This is a genomic window from Halorubrum sp. GN12_10-3_MGM (genome assembly GCF_005435235.1).
Taxonomy (GTDB): domain Archaea; phylum Halobacteriota; class Halobacteria; order Halobacteriales; family Haloferacaceae; genus Halorubrum; species Halorubrum ezzemoulense.
On sequence record NZ_SGUB01000003.1, the window covers coordinates 172,035 to 186,956 of the forward strand.

General features: G+C 65.0%; 9 protein-coding genes. 2 read left to right on the forward strand and 7 right to left on the reverse strand.

Features of this window, described 5'->3' with window-relative positions:
- Positions 1–69: 69 nt before the first annotated feature.
- Entirely contained in the window at positions 70–618 is a 549-nt protein-coding gene (locus EXE47_RS04010) for an SRPBCC family protein (RefSeq protein ID WP_049931104.1), read from the reverse strand.
- A 319-nt stretch (positions 619–937) separates the two neighbouring features.
- Between EXE47_RS04010 and EXE47_RS04015 the strand changes: the two genes are divergently transcribed.
- A complete protein-coding gene (locus EXE47_RS04015; RefSeq protein WP_137708029.1) occupies positions 938–3,070 on the forward strand; it encodes an ABC transporter ATP-binding protein in 2,133 nt (710 codons plus the stop codon).
- 105 nt (positions 3,071–3,175) lie between these two features.
- On the opposite strand, the gene EXE47_RS18395 is transcribed toward EXE47_RS04015, so the two are convergent.
- The 5 genes from EXE47_RS18395 to EXE47_RS04030 all read right to left on the reverse strand — a co-directional run bounded on the left by EXE47_RS18395 (position 3,176) and on the right by EXE47_RS04030 (position 13,415).
- Positions 3,176–3,334, reverse strand: a complete 159-nt coding sequence (locus tag EXE47_RS18395; protein ID WP_155120034.1) for a hypothetical protein — start codon at positions 3,332–3,334, stop codon at positions 3,176–3,178.
- Between the two features lie 267 nt (positions 3,335–3,601).
- Positions 3,602–8,290 (reverse strand): glutamate synthase large subunit, encoded by a 4,689-nt coding sequence (gene gltB / locus EXE47_RS04020; protein ID WP_094520399.1) that lies wholly within the window; start codon positions 8,288–8,290, stop codon positions 3,602–3,604.
- A gap of 231 nt (positions 8,291–8,521) precedes the next feature.
- Complete coding sequence (locus tag EXE47_RS18650) at positions 8,522–8,689, reverse strand: HEWD family protein (RefSeq protein ID WP_167373064.1); 168 nt, start codon at positions 8,687–8,689, stop codon at positions 8,522–8,524.
- Between the two features lie 118 nt (positions 8,690–8,807).
- The gene (locus EXE47_RS18655) at positions 8,808–10,739 is read right to left on the reverse strand and encodes a hypothetical protein (protein ID WP_199237860.1); all 1,932 of its coding nucleotides are present in this window, start codon (positions 10,737–10,739) and stop codon (positions 8,808–8,810) included.
- A gap of 2,013 nt (positions 10,740–12,752) precedes the next feature.
- Positions 12,753–13,415 carry a DUF6517 family protein gene (locus EXE47_RS04030; RefSeq protein WP_049931114.1) on the reverse strand — a complete coding sequence of 221 codons (663 nt, stop codon included), beginning with the start codon at positions 13,413–13,415 and terminating at the stop codon, positions 12,753–12,755.
- A gap of 140 nt (positions 13,416–13,555) precedes the next feature.
- On the opposite strand from EXE47_RS04030, the gene EXE47_RS04035 reads away from it, so the two are divergent.
- On the forward strand, positions 13,556–14,296 hold the full coding sequence (locus EXE47_RS04035) for a hypothetical protein (RefSeq protein ID WP_137708042.1): 741 nt from the start codon (positions 13,556–13,558) through the stop codon (positions 14,294–14,296).
- A gap of 59 nt (positions 14,297–14,355) precedes the next feature.
- On the opposite strand, the gene EXE47_RS04040 is transcribed toward EXE47_RS04035, so the two are convergent.
- On the reverse strand, positions 14,356–14,865 hold the full coding sequence (locus EXE47_RS04040; protein ID WP_137708030.1) for a hypothetical protein: 510 nt from the start codon (positions 14,863–14,865) through the stop codon (positions 14,356–14,358).
- Between the last annotated feature and the right edge of the window lie 57 nt (positions 14,866–14,922).

Below are 14,922 nucleotides of genomic sequence, written 5' to 3' on the forward strand. Positions count from 1 at the left end.
CGTTCGTTCCGCGGTGAATATCTTAAGGGCTTCGAATCGTGGACCGACTGGACCGCGCGCCGCCCACGCTCAGATCCGGTCGGAGTCGACGTACACGTCGAGGTCCACGTCGCGTCGCGATCCCTCCAAGTCGCGGACGGCGCGCTCGACGACGCGCTCGGCCTCGCTTCGGATCAGCGGGATCGCCTTCTTCAACACCCAGTCGAACGAGACGAGCCGCGGCAGGTCGAGTGCGTCCGGACTGGCGGAGCCGGGGTCGAACTCGACTTCGAGCGCGACCTCGCAGGGCGCGTCGTCAGTCTCCTCGGCGGCCGCTCCGCCCCCGTCGGTCGACGTCGGCGTCACCCGCCAGCAGCCACCGGCGTCGATATCCTTCGTTATCTCCCAGTCGATCCGCTCGGGCGGCTCGACGCCGGTCACCTCGGAGCGGGCGGTGTAGGAGATCTTCCACCACGCGAACGTGAGCGCGTACCGGGTGCCGGGGCCGCCGTCGCCGGTGACCGTTTCGACCTCTCGGAGGTACTCGGAGTAGTTCGCGTACTGCGGGAAGTCGAGCAGGAACGCGTACACGTCTTCGGGGTCGGCGTACACCTCCGTGCTCACGACGAGTTCGTCCACGTACGTGGGTTCGCGTGACGCTTATTAAACGGTCCGGCGACCGAACCCGACCGACGGCTCTGGGGTGATTCCCGTCACAGTCGCGGCCGATTGCGGAGTGACGGCGAACACCGTCGAAGCCCCGCCCCGCACGGCACCGCTCCACACACCTCCCCGGCCTCGTCGCGCTCCTCGCGCCCCCCTCGGGCGCTCGGAGGTGCGTGCCGCTGTATTCACGCGGGTTTGTTCGCCTCCTCGGGGGCCAGGATTCGCGTCGTCGGAACCCGGAACGGGCCGCCGAAGCCGCCGGATACATGGGGCTTCCGGCGCTCATACGGCTATGGCTGCCGACGAGCGCAACGCCTTCGAAGTGTACCGCGACCGGGTGGACCGACCGCTCGGGCGGTTGTTCCGCGAGTACGGGGCGTCCGAGGCGTACTGGCTCGTGATCGGGATGGTCGCCAACGTCGTCGCCCGGGTCGCGGGGCTGATCCCGCCGGTGGTGCTGGGCGTCGCCATCGACGCCGTCTTCACCGGCTCCGGCCCCTACACGCTCCCGATCGTTCCCGACGCGTGGCTGCCGACCGCGGAGGCCGCCCAGTTCCGCCTCTCAGTGATCCTCATCTTCGGGTCGTTCATCGTGACGGGCGTGTTCACGTACGTCTACGGCATCGCGGCGAACAACTTCGCGCACCGCGTGATGCACGCGGTCCGCACCGACTCCTTCGACCAGATGCAGCGGCTCGACATGACCTTCTTCGACGACAAGCAGACCGGCGAGGTCATGTCCGTCCTCAACAATGACGCCTCGAACCTGGAGGTGTTCTTAGACAACGCCCTCCAGAACTCCGCGCGCCTCGGCGTGATGGTGGTCGGGATCGCGACCGTCCTCGTCTACTACAACTACGAGCTGGCCGTGATCACCCTCGCCGCCATCCCGCTGATGTTCCTCTTCACGCTGTGGTTCATGCGCGCCGTCGAACCCCGGTACGTCGCGCAGCGCTCGGTCGTCGGCGACCTCAACACCGCCCTCGAGAACGCGCTCTCGGGCGTCGAGCTGGTGAAGACCTCCAACACGGAGGCCCACGAGAGCGAGCGTGTCGAGGACGCCTCCTTCTCGTACTTCCGGCGCACGATGTCGATCCTCCGGCTCAACTACGTCTACCGCCCCGGGATGGAGCTGCTCGCCGGGCTGGCGTTCGCCGCCACCTTCGCGGTCGGCGGCTTCTGGCTCGCGAACGGCCCGCCGGGGCCCTTCTCGACGGAGCTGACCGTCGGGACGTTCGTCACGTTCGTCCTCCTCACCCAGCAGTTCGTCGCCCCGCTCGCGGAGGTGTCGAACATCATCGACCAGTACGAGAACGCGAAGGCCTCCTGCGAGCGCGTGTTCGGCCTGCGCGACATCCCGGTCCGCATCGAGGACGACGACGACGCGATCGAACTCGGCGGCCAGACCCGGAGCGACGGCGGAAGTAAGCGCGGCCGCGGCGTCGACGGCACGGTCGACGACGCGACGGAGGACGCAGTTGACGACGCGACCGGCGACGCGGCCGACGCCGCGGCCGACCACGGCGGCGTGGCGGGCGCCGTCGAGTACGACGAGGTCTCCTTCGCGTACCCCGGGAACGCCCTCGTCGACCCCGAGGACGCCGACGAGGAGGTTCTCAGCGGCGTCTCCTTCTCGGCCGATCCGGGCGACACCGTCGCGCTGGTCGGACCGACCGGCGCGGGGAAGTCGACACTGCTCAAGCTCCTCCTCCGGCTGTACGACGTGACCGACGGCGCGATCCGCGTCGACGGTCACGACGTCCGCGACGTGACCGTCGAGAGCCTCCGCTCGTCGGTCGGCTACGTCGCGCAGGACACCACGCTGTTCGACGGCACCATCGCCGAGAACATCCGCTACGGGCGGTTCACGCGGATCGATGAAGCGGACGCCGAGGAGAGCGAGGTGCGCGAGCGAGTCGTCGAGGCCGCGAAGGCCGCGGAGGCCCACGAGTTCATCGCCTCACTCCCGAACGGCTACGAGACGCGGATCGGCGAGCGCGGCGTGAAGCTCTCGGGCGGCCAGCGCCAGCGACTCGCGATCGCCCGAGTCGTGCTTCAGGACCCCGCGATCTTGATTCTCGACGAGGCGACCTCGGCGGTCGACACCGAGACGGAGATGCTGATCCAGCGCTCGCTCGACCGCCTCGCGGCCGACCGCACCACGTTCGTCATCGCGCACCGGCTCTCGACTGTGACCGACGCCGACACCGCCCTGGTGTTGGAGGACGGCGAGGTCGTCGAGCGGGGGAGCCACGACGAACTGCTCGCCGCGGACGGCCTCTACGCGAAGCTCTGGGGCGTTCAGGCCGGCGAGATAGACGAGCTTCCGGAGGAGTTCGTCGAGCGCGCCCGCGAGCGCCACGTCGACCGCGCGGTCGAGCGGGCGACGGAGAGCGAGGTCGACGCGGAGTCGCTCGACGACTGATCGGGAGACCGGTCGGCCTCGGTGGCCGGTGAAATATTCACCGGCGTCCCGTCGAGACGGGCGAGTGGCCTGAACCGGCGCCGTCGATCACTTCGTCTCGTCGCTTCAGATCGGCTCGTGCGTGTCCGGTTCGGATGATCGGATCGTATTAACGGCTATGAGCGCGAGCAGACTCGCCGCAGCGAGGAAGAGAGTAGGTACGGCGGTCTTGACGAGGAGGAGCACGCCGAGGAGTTCACCTGCGAGCGCGATGAGAAGGGCCACCGGTACGAGTCCGGCCGGCCGGTCCCGCGATTTCGAGGTCATACGCTGAACCGGTGGGAGACGGGATCGAGAGACGGTAAGGGCTCGGTGCTGTCGCGACCGTGTTCGTCCACGGACACAGGTCCGACCAGTAACGAAGGCGATAATAATCCTGTGGCGACTGACCTGGGAATCGCTCGGTGCGAGAGACGCGTTCCGTACGCCTCCAGGCTGTCGAAATCCATCGCCGACCGCGGGCTTCGACGGTGCCGTGAGAGGCGGTGCGAATCAGTCGTCGCCGGAGATTTGCCCGGCCGCGTCGGCGTCGGCGTCCGGCACCGCGGCGGCGGGCGCGGGCGGCTCCTCGCGCACGTCGGCGCCCTTGCCCTCCGCGATGACCTCGGCGTACGCGTCGGGGAAGACGCGGACGAAGTCGTCGAGCGCGGCCTCCCAGTCGTCGAGCAGTTCGGCCGCGCGCTCGCTGTCGGTGTACTCGCGGTGGTTCTCGACGAGGCGGCGGAGCATCCGCTCGTCGGACCCCTCCAGCGTCTCGGAGACCGACACCATCCCGCGGTTCACCCGGTCGGCGAACCGGTCGTCGGGGTCGTACACGTACGCGATGCCGCCGGACATCCCGGCCGCGAAGTTGCGGCCGGTGTCGCCGAGGACGGCGACGACGCCGCCGGTCATGTACTCGCAGCCGTGGTCGCCGACGCCCTCGACGACGGCTCTGACGCCGGAGTTGCGGACCCCGAACCGCTCGCCGGCGACGCCGTTGACGTACATCTCGCCCGACGTGGCGCCGTACAGACAGACGTTCCCCGCGACGACGTTCTCGGTCGGATCGTACGACGCCTCCGCGGGCGTGTCGATCACAATCCGGCCGCCGGAGAGCCCCTTGCCGACGTAGTCGTTGGCGGCGCCGGACAGCTCCAGCGTGATCCCCGGCGCGAGGAACGCGCCGAAGCTCTGGCCCGCCTCGCCGTCGAAGCGGCACGAGACCGTGTCGTCCGGGAGCCCCTCGCCGCCGTGTTCGGAGACGATGCGGTTCGAGAGCGTCGCGCCGACCGCGCGGTCGACGTTGCGGATGTCGCGGGTGAGCGCGACCGGCGCACCGTCATCGATGGCGGGCGCGGCCTCGTCGATGAGGTCCCAGTCGAGCAGGTCGTCGATGCCGCCGTGCGCCTGCTCTCGGACCTTCGTGCGGGACTCGCCGGCGGGCTCGGCGATGACCGCCGACAGGTCGAGGTGCTTCGCCTTCTCGTGGTCGGTGTCGCGTTGGGCGAGCAGCCCGGGCCGACCGATGAACTCCGCCAGCTCGGTGTACCCCTGCTCGGCCATGATCTCGCGCAGCTCCTGCGCGATGAACGTCATGTAGTTGATGACGTGATCCGGCTGGCCGGGGAACCGCTGGCGGAGGTCCTCGCGCTGGGTCGCGACGCCGACCGGACAGGTGTTCTCGTGGCACTGCCGGGCCATCACGCAGCCCGACGTGACGAGCGAGGCGGTGCCGAAGATGTACTCCTCCGCGCCGAGGGCGGCCGCGACCGCCACGTCGCGGCCGGTCCGCAGTCCGCCGTCGGCCGAGACGCGAATGCGGTCGCGCAGGCCGGTGGCGCGCAGCATCTGGTTCGCCTCCGCGAGCCCGAGCTCCCACGGGAGCCCGGCGTTCTTGATCGAGGTCTTCGGCGACGCCCCCGTCCCGCCGTCGTGGCCGGAGACGTGGACGACGTCCGCGTTCGCCTTCGCGACGCCGGCCGCGATGGTGCCGATGCCGGCCTCCGAGACCAGCTTGACGTTGACGTCGGCCTCGGGACTGGCGGCCTTCAGGTCGAAGATGAGCTGCTTGAGGTCCTCGATCGAGTAGATGTCGTGTTGGGGCGGCGGCGAGATGAGCCCGACGCCGGGGGTGGAACACCGGACGTGCGCGATCATCTCGTTCACCTTCTCGCCGGGAAGGTGGCCGCCCTCGCCCGGCTTCGACCCCTGCGCCATCTTGATCTGGAGCTCCTCGGCGTTCGCGAGGTACTCCGAGGTGACGCCGAACCGACCGGAGGCGACCTGCTTGACCGTACACTCCTTCTCGGTGTCGAACCGCTCCGGCGGTTCGCCGCCCTCGCCCGTGTTTGACTTCGCGCCTAGGCGGTTCATCGCGATGGCGTTGTTCTCGTGGGCCTCCGGCGAGAGGCTCCCGAGGCTCATCGCGGCCGTCGAGAAGCGCTCGACGATCGACTCGACCGGCTCGACCTGCTCGACCGGCACGGGGTCGCGGTCGGAGTCGAACTCAAGGAGACCGCGCAGCGACTGGAGCTCCTCAGTCTGGTCGTTCACCAGTTCGGCGAACTCCTGATACTGCTCGTAGTCGCCCCCACGGACCGCCTGCTGGAGCGTGCCGACCGTCTGGGGGTTCCAGCCGTGTTTCACGCCCGAGGAGCGGTGTTCGTACTCGCCGACGGTCTCCAGCTCGGGGTCAGCGCCGAAAGCCATCGCGTGGCGCGTGCGGAGGTCGTCTTCGATCTGCTCGATCCCGATCCCCTCGGTGCGGATCTCGGTCCCCTCGAAGTACTCGGCGACGAAGTCGGAGTCGAGCCCGACCGCCTCGAAGATCTGGGCCCCCTGGTACGACTCCATCGTCGAGATGCCCATCTTCGCCATCGTCTTGAGGAGCCCGTCCTCCAGCGCGTGCCGGTACGCCCCGAGCGCCTCGTCCTCGTCCGCGCCGTCTGGGCCGGCGACAACGTCGGCGATCGAGGCGTACGCGAGGTACGGGTCGACCGCGTCGGCGCCGTAGCCGACGAGCGTCGCGAGGTGGTGGACCTCGTGCGGCTCGCCGGACTCGACGACGACGCCCGCGCGGTTGCGAAGCCCCTTGCGCACGAGGTGGTGGTGGACCGCGCCGGTCGCGAGCAGGCTCGGCACCGCGAGCCGGTCCGGCCCGACGGCGCGGTCGGAGAGGACGACCACGTCGGCCCCGTCCTCGATGGCGGCCGCGGCGTCCTCGCGGACGCGGCTCACGGCGTCGACCAGCGAGCCGTCGCGGTCGTAGGTGACGTCGACGGTGACGGAGGCGAACGCGGGGCCGTCGGACGCGCCCTCGTCCCCGGGAGTCCGTTCGCCCGGTCCGGGCAGGTCGCGAAGCGCTCCGGTCTCGGCGTCCGTCAGAACCGGCGTGTCGGCGACGATCTGCTCGGCGTGGGCCGGCGTCTCGGCGAGGAGGTTGCGCTGGTTCCCGATCCGGGTCTCCAGCGAGGTGACGAGCTCCTCGCGGATGTAGTCGATCGGGGGGTTCGACACCTGCGCGAACAGCTGCTTGAAGTAGGTGAACAGGGGGCGGTCGACGTCCGCCAGCACGGACAGCGGCGTGTCGTCGCCCATCGAGCCGACCGGATCCTTCCCCTCGGTCGCCATCGGTTCGACGAGGTGGTTCAGCGAGTCGGTCGTGTAGCCGAACGCGGCCTGGTGGGCGCGGACGGTCGGCCTCGACTCTTCCCCGTCGCCCTCGGTGGTGGAGTCGGCGTCGATCCCCGCCGCGGCGCCGTCCTCGTCGGTAAGCGCGTCGAGGTCGACCTGCCCGTCCGCGACCCACTCGCCGTACTTCTCGTCGGTGAGCTCTTCGAACACCTCGTCGTCGGGGACGATCCGGCCCGCCTCGGGGTCGGCGACGAAGATCTCACCCGGCCGGAGCCGCCCGCGGCGGCGCACGTCGGCGGGCTCGGTCGGGAGCGCGCCCACCTCGCTGCCGACGACGAGGCGGTCGTCAGTCGTCACCTCGTAGCGGCACGGGCGGAGACCGTTGCGGTCTAGGACGCCGGCGACCTGCTCGCCGTCGAAGCCGATGACGAGAGCCGGCCCGTCCCACGGCTCGACGAGCGACGCGTGGTAGTCGTAGAAGTCGGCGCGGTCGTCGTTCATCAGGTCGTCGTCGCGGAACGCCTCGGGGATCAGCATCCGTAGCGCGTGCGGAAGGTCGCGGTCGGTCTGGAGGAGGAGTTCGAGCGCGTTGTCGACGCTCGCAGTGTCGGACTGGTTCGGGTCGTCGATCACCGGCTTGATCGTGTCTAGCTCGGCCCCGAACGCCGGGTGGTCGAGGTCGGTCTCGCGGGCCCGCATCCAGTTGACGTTCCCGCGGATCGTGTTGAACTCGCCGTTGTGGACGATGTTGCGGTACGGGTGCGCGAGGTGCCACGCGCCCAGCGTGTTCGTCGAGAACCGCGCGTGGACTAAGGCGACGTGGCTCGCGAACCGCTCGTCGGTCAGGTCCGGATAGTAGTCGGCGAGCTGCGACCCCTTCAACAGCCCCTTGTAGACGACGCGTTGCCGGTCGAGCGAGCAGACGTAGAAGCGGCCGGCGCCGTCGACCTCGGACACCGCGTTCTCGATCTCGCGCCGGGCGGCGTACAGCGCGCGGTCGAAGCCGAGCAGGTCGGGATCGGCGTCGTCGGCCCGGTCCTCCTCGCTGGTGAACCGCTGGGCGAGCCCCGCGCCCTCGACGGGGGCGACGAACACCTGCGACACCTCGGGCTCCGAGTCGAGGGCCGTCGCGCCGAGGTCGGAGTTGTCAGTCGGAACCGACCGCCACGCGAGCACCTCCAGCCCGTAGACGGCGCACACCTCGGCGATGACGTCGTGGATCTCCGCCTGAACGCTCGGCTCCGGGGGCATGAACACGGAGCCGACCGCGTACTCTTCGGGGAGGTCCGCCTCGACGACGTCGCGGAATAACGCGTCCGGCCGTGCGACCATGATCCCCGCGCCGTCGCCGGTGTTTTCCTCGGCACCCGTCGTCCCGCGGTGTTCGAGGTTTTCGAGCAGAGAGACCGCGTCCGTGACGGTCTCGTGCGTGGGCGCGCCGTCGAGGTCGACGACGCCGCCGATCCCGCAGTTCGACCGGTCGTCCGTCGGATCCGCGAGTCCCCCCTCCTGACCCGAGGGCTCCGAGTCGCGTACGCCCCGGGTGGTACTACGTGACTTGGTCATACGTCTCGCTTCGAATGAACAGGTAAAGGCATGACCCTGATAGGGGTAGGATCCATCGTACACACATTAGGGAATATAAGGTAATTATTCATCACGGGTGGTGAACAATTAACACGGACCAGAATCGATCAAGTATCTCGGTTGCTAGCTCCCGGAATAATATTATATCTATTTATATGATACGTGCGACTTTGCTAGGGCGACAGAAGTGGCAGATCGTCCAGTCGGAAGCTACTCTTCGAGGGGAACGAACGAGCCGTTGATGTCCCACTCGTGGATACAGTAGACGTTTCCGGGCTCCGCCGCGATCCGCCACCCGTCGGCCTCGTCGTCCCACCGCTCTTCGCGCCCGCACAGTTCGCAGGTGCGCTCCTCCGGCGGTGTGATGGTCACGCTCATGCGCGAGAGGACGGCACCGCCGAGCAAAAGCATATCGACGATGGGTGGCGGCCGAGGACCAGCGGTGAACCGCGCGAGTGAAGAGGCCACTCCGAGGTGGCGACCGCCCCGTCGCAGTTCACGAGTTGCGGCCGCGGCGCCGAGCGAGCAGCGACGCGCCCGCGATCGCCGCGGCCGACGCGACGGCACCGAACCCGGGGAGGTCGTACGCGGTCGAGCGTATCGGCGCGTCGTCGTATCCGAGGTCGCTCGGGGCGACCGCGTCGGAAGATGAACCGCTCGCCTCGGACGACGTCGACGACTCGGCCGAATCGGTCGACTGCGCGTCCACGCGCTCGTCGGCGCGGTTCGCGGTCGACTGCTCACCGCCCGAGGGGTCCGCAGGGCCGGGTCCGTCACCCCCGGTGAGGCCGCCGGTACCGAAGGCCTCGGACGGCCCGGCAGACGACGGGATATCGGTGCGACCCGGAGCGACCGAGGTCCCTACGTCGGGGGGACGCGTCGAGCGATTCGCGTCCACGCCGGTCGACCCTCCCGTGGGGTCCGAACGGTTGCTGGCAGCGGCGTCGGCGGAGTCTGGTGGAGTAGTAGTGTCCGGCGAAACGGCGGGATCAGCACCACTTCCGGCGTTAGCGGGGGCACTACCCGGACCGTCGCTCCCGTCCGACTCCCTACCTGTCGAACCACCCCCGGCGACCGGCCCGCCACCGGGGGCCGCCGACCCGCCGCCGCTGGCCGGCCCGCCGCCAGACGCGCTAGTGCCCGCCGTCGCCCCGGACGGGTTCGCCGCCGTCGGGCCGCCCGGCGCGCTCACGGCCGTCGATCCGTTGCCGCCGAACGCTCGGTCCGTCTCGACAGTTGCGTTGGCACTACGCGATTGATCTGTTCCGGCGGTCTCGTTGTCGCTGAGCGATTGGTTCGTTCCGACCGTTTCGTTACCACTGGGCGATCGGTTCGTTCCGACCGTTTCGTTACCACTGGGCGATCGGTTCGTTCCGGCCGTCTCGTTGCCACTAATCGATTGATTTGTTCCGGCCGTCTCGTTGCCACTGAGCGATCGGTTTGTTCCAGCCGTTTCGTTGCCACTAATCGATTGGTTCGTTCCAGCCGTTTCGTTACCGCTAATCGATTGGTTCGTTCCAGCCGTTTCGTTACCACTGAGCGATCGGTTCGTTCCAGCCGTTTCGTTACCACTGAGCGATCGGTTCGTTCCTGCCGTTTCGTTACCACTAATCGATTGATTCGTTCCGGCCGTCTCGTTGCTACTGAGCGATTGATTCGTTCCGGCCGTTCCCTCGGGCGTCGCGTTCTCCGCGAGGGAGTCGGCCGGATCGAGAGCACCGTAGGTCAGGTTGGTCGTCACGCGGTGACGGTCGTTCGCCGCGGTCTCGCGCAACCGATCGTCGTCGACTCGGAACGTGCCCTCGAACGTCTCGCCCGGATCGGGCGGTGTCTCGGTGCCGAACGCGTGCTCTCCGTCGGCGACGAGGAACAGGCCGTCTCGGTCGAGGTGGACCGCGGATTCGTTCGGCATCCGGCCCACTGCCTCGCCCTCGGTCGAACCGTTCGCGTCGTCCGCGTCTGCCGGTGCCACTCCGAACGACAGGCCGTCGAGACGAGCGAGGTCCTCCCCGCGTTCCAGCGACGCGTTCGCGGCCGCAGGAAGGCCGGTGAGTCCGGACGCATTCACCCCGTACACGACCGTGTCGTTCGCGGTCGCAGTCGCGGCGGGTGCGAGCGTTCCGTCGGCGATCGCCTCGCGTATCTCGGTCGCGTTCGCGAAGTCGCCCGCCGAGGCCGCCCGCGTCGTGTACGCGGTCAGGTTGCCAGTCGAGCGGGGTCCGACCGTGACCGTGGCGGTATCTGTGGCGGTCTCGGTGCCGTGTTCCGACCGCAGCGTGAGATTATACGTTCCGGGCGAGAGCGGGTCAGTATGGCCCGTGACCGACTCGATGTCAACTCCGGACCCCGTCGTGACGAACGCTGAAGAGTTCGGCGACGCATACGTGTTGATCGATACGGGAGTGGGTCCCGTATCAGTAGTTGTCATTTCGAGTGTTGTGGTGCTATTTGTTGTGGATGTCAGGTATACTGTAGAATTATCATATGTCGAATTAATATAAAATTTAGATTTGCCACCTACAGACGCGTTATTAGTGTTACTTTTATATACAGTTGGGTTCCTGTTTTCCACGACGCGCACATCTTGAGTGATGATTTGATTCGTGTCTAAGTCACGTATTTTCGCTGTGTACGTACCGGGCTGAGAAACAAAAATAGATCTGCGTGTATTGTCGTCGGGATCCAAGAGAATGTGATCCCGATATATTTCTTCAAATCCTGACTTTGAAATGCTGAGAATAGCAGTTCGCTTAGTTCCGGTTGCTCCAATATCAATCGCAATCTGAGATCTAGTCACCGTGTCAGCAGCTTCAATGGTTGTTGTCGAATTTACCAGTTGTACTGTGGGATTTTCAAGATTGGGTTCTGTACCTATATTATAATACCCAGTATCAAGCCCGACCGTACTAAGATTGTGAATTGTCCGTGAATCAGGGGAGTCGGTCTTTCTGACTGTGTTTCCATTAGGTTTAGAAAACTTGTACCCTGTTTTGTTTCCTAGTCTAATTCCAATATTTGAACCCAGACTGACAGTATATTCACCACTATCTGAGATCATCTTTTCCACACGGACAAGAGAGATGTAATTTTCTTCGTGGGAATTCCTGCTTGTGGTAGAATGAATATTATTGACTTCTATTTCATCAATTTCTGGTTGAGTCCTATGTGAAGAATTGTGCCGGTCATTGAGTGGGTAAACGTACAAATATCTTCCATTTATATCGTACTTATCAGTATTTTCAGCAAGATAGACGCTTTCTACGTCTTTGTTAGAAAAATCAGTAATAATATGTCCCTGAGAATCCGATATGTTGGTGTTAAATTCGAGCAGTAGAGTCGGGGTAGACCTGCTATAATATAATGGCTTTCTTACAATCTGAGCAGGTACCGAGACGTTGACAGTTGTCGTATGCAAAGAGTATATCGCATCTAGCCCATGTTTATGTATAGGGGAATGAACACCGATAGTCAGCCTTGTCTCGCCCTCAATGTCTGTATCTCTAAGTGATATATGTCTATTACTTACATTTAATGTCTTAACTTTCTCACCGATAGTTCCATTATTATTTTTTCTCCAGATCGTCACAGAATTATTTATATTTAGACTTGAACTTTTCGAATAATTATAAAGAACTGTCCGCGCAGATTCAGTATAAGTATCTGGTTTCAATCTAGCAGAAATGGAAGAAGATACGCTAAAATTAACGATTGCGTCTGTTTTACCTTGTTCAGCGGTGTAGGTGATATTCCGGTTTATTTTCTCACCCCTTTGGTTATATTTGCTGACGTTTGTTGTGTCTATATTATTAATATGGAGATCAAATCGCCCATATCTAGGAATCGCTGAAGTGGAAATGATAACGGTTGCGTTAGGAGAGTTTGGATTTTCTAGATATACTCCAGAGTTCCTAATTTTTCCATTTACACTTATCCAATAGGATGTCTGATTGTGATCTAATTTCGCCCCTGAATCGACAAGTTCTCCAATATGAATTCTAACGGGGTCACTAGAATCAAGGACTTCTATATTAGTGATTACCTGCTCCTGTTCCACGCCAATCTCAATGTCACTCGCACGATCTACGTCCCACAGATCGCCAGAAGCTGCGAATGTACCTGAGATCAGCAATAATACCACACCACCGATCACAATTCCGACCGACACCCATCGAAGCGATCGGGTTCGGATCATGGCGAACGGGCCGCGGATGCCAAGCGATAGCTCTCGGAACGGCCGAGGTCAACAGTCGACCCGGCGACCGCGAGGCGCGTCTTGTACCCGCGGGATCTCTCACTCCGGCCGATCGTTTATAAATGACTTACGGAGGTGAAAGCTTCCGCTCGAGAAAATAATCGCATGACTGCGGCGCCACGAGTGCGGAGATGAGTTTCGAAAACGGGTGGAACGTGGGTGGGAAGGCGAAGCGGTCGTTAGAAGCGGTCAGTGCTCGACCGCTTCCATCATCGAGAGGAGTTGGTCAGACTGGTCGATCTCGACGGGATGGACGCCCACCAGCGCGATCACGTCGTCGTCGTGCTGGACGGTGCCGATGTAGACGAGGACAGGAATGTCTTCGACAGAGCCGCTCTGACCGCCGTCGCCACTGACCTCCGCACTGACGGTGGTTTCGAGGATCGAGACGGAGGTTTCCTCGTCGAGGATCGTCCGAGTCTCCTCACCGCGCTTCTCGATGTCGTCGGCTTGGATGTCGGTGCCGTTGCCGCCGATCCCTTGCTGGTCGACCTGACTGAGGAGCCGCCGGATGAGCTCCGCGTCGTCGGCCCGGACGAGCGGATTGACCGACTGCCCGCCGATCGAAGCGTTGGGGGTACTCGCCACGAACAGCGCTGATCCCACGGTCTGGTTGGTGTAGCGGGCGATCCACGTCGTCGCGGACACGTCCGCGTTCACGCCCGCGGCGTTGAACTCCTGATCGATGGTGAACGACTCCGGATCCTCACCGGAGAACCCCTCGGCGTACGCGCTCTCCGGGATGCGCGCCGGTTCGGCGTCGAACTCGTAGCTCCCGTCCTCGCCGGCGCACCCGGCGATTGCGACCGAAGTCGACGCTGCGAGCGCCGCGAGCAGCCCACGTCGTTTCATGCGTTCGGGTAGGTCTACGCAGTTCTTTAAGCCTATCGGCGCGGGTATCGGTCGCGAGAACCCCGCAGCCGAAGGCACAAAGTTCACGTCGGGCCGCGCGCGACGTGAGGCAAATGGAACGCCGAGGACAAACCGGGCTGGTGGAAGCGCTCTTCTTGGACGTGGTCCGCCTCCACGAGACGTGGATGGAAGTCGTCTTCCCGCGACAGCTCGACCCGAGCGCGGTCCTGGGGAAGTGGAAGCCCGAGACGGCCGTGCAGTCGGTCGGCTACTACCTCTGGGCCGTGCTAGGTGCGCCGCTCGTCGCGGTCGCGTACCCACTGCTGCTCGTCGGGTTCGCCACGCGCTACTACGCGGCGAAGCTCGACTCGGCGGTCACCCGGATCGGCGTCGCCGGCGCGGTCATCGTCGCCGCCGTCGTCTGGGGGACGCTCACGGTAATCACGCACCTTCAATTACCCTTTGACGCCGTGATCGCGGTCGGTGCCGCCAGCGCGGTCGCCGTCGTCTCGGCCGCCTTCGCCGCCGGCTTCTCGAAGCTCGGTGGGCGGTTCGTCAGCGTGTTGCTCGCGTACCCGTTCGCGATGACGGCGCTGTTCTTACCGCCGGTCGTCGCGGCGCTCGTCACGCCGACGTTAGAGGAGCTGATCCTCCCGCCGAGCTACGAGCTCGCGCGGTGGATCCTCGACACGTTCCTCTCGGTGGGCGGGATCAACGAGACGCTCCGCGGCGCGTTCGACTTGGAGACCTTCGGCGAGCAGTGGGGGCTACCGGGACTGGGATACGTCCTGATGTGGATCGGCATCTCAGTTCCGCTCGGGTGGTTCCTCGGACTGCTCGTCGCGCTGGCGAACCTGATCCGACCGGCCGAAGACGCCTGACTGGAGTCTCGGACGGGCGGTCGAGGTGGGAGCCCCGTTTCTACGGCCGTGCGGCTTCCTCACTCGTCGAAATCGTACGTCTCGCTGGCCGTTTCGAACGCCGACGCCGAGTGCTCTCGTTCTCGCCGCCGCTCGCGTTCGGCGATCGCTTCTGGATCCGGGCTCGCGTCGTCGTCGATGCGGGCGATCGACTCGTGGACTTTCGCGTGACACCAGCGGCACAGGCCGACCGTGATCTCGTGGGAGTCGTCGCCGCCGTACGAGAGGTGGTGTTCCTCGACGAGCGGGCGGGAGTCGTCGTGAGCCAGGCGCACGTTTTCGAGCCCGCACCGGACACACGTCTTCGCGTCGGTCGTCGACCGATAGTGGGGGCACGCGCGCCACTCGCCGTCGGCACCGACGTGGCAGTCGTAGCTGTCGGCGCGTCGGGCGGCCGCGAACTCGGGATCGTCGCCCGCCCGGGTCAGCGCGAAGCGGCACCGGCCGTCGTCGGTGAGGTGGTCGCAGACGCCGGCGACCGCGTAGCGGTCGTCGACGCCGACGGGCGTCCCGTCGGGGGTGCGTTCCATACCCGTCGGTGGGGGTGGAGTCACTTCAATTCGGTCGGCCACGGCGTGCGGCCGTCG

Bases quoted from the DNA above. Each gene is read 5' to 3' on its own strand.
- EXE47_RS04015 (WP_137708029.1), top strand. From the start codon at position 938: ATGGCTGCCGACGAGCGCAACGCCTTCGAAGTGTACCGCGACCGGGTG.
- gltB (WP_094520399.1), bottom strand. From the start codon at position 8,290: ATGACCAAGTCACGTAGTACCACCCGGGGCGTACGCGACTCGGAGCCC.
- EXE47_RS18650 (WP_167373064.1), bottom strand. From the start codon at position 8,689: ATGAGCGTGACCATCACACCGCCGGAGGAGCGCACCTGCGAACTGTGC.
- EXE47_RS18655 (WP_199237860.1), bottom strand. From the start codon at position 10,739: ATGACAACTACTGATACGGGACCCACTCCCGTATCGATCAACACGTAT.
- EXE47_RS04030 (WP_049931114.1), bottom strand. From the start codon at position 13,415: ATGAAACGACGTGGGCTGCTCGCGGCGCTCGCAGCGTCGACTTCGGTC.
- EXE47_RS04040 (WP_137708030.1), bottom strand. From the start codon at position 14,865: ATGGAACGCACCCCCGACGGGACGCCCGTCGGCGTCGACGACCGCTAC.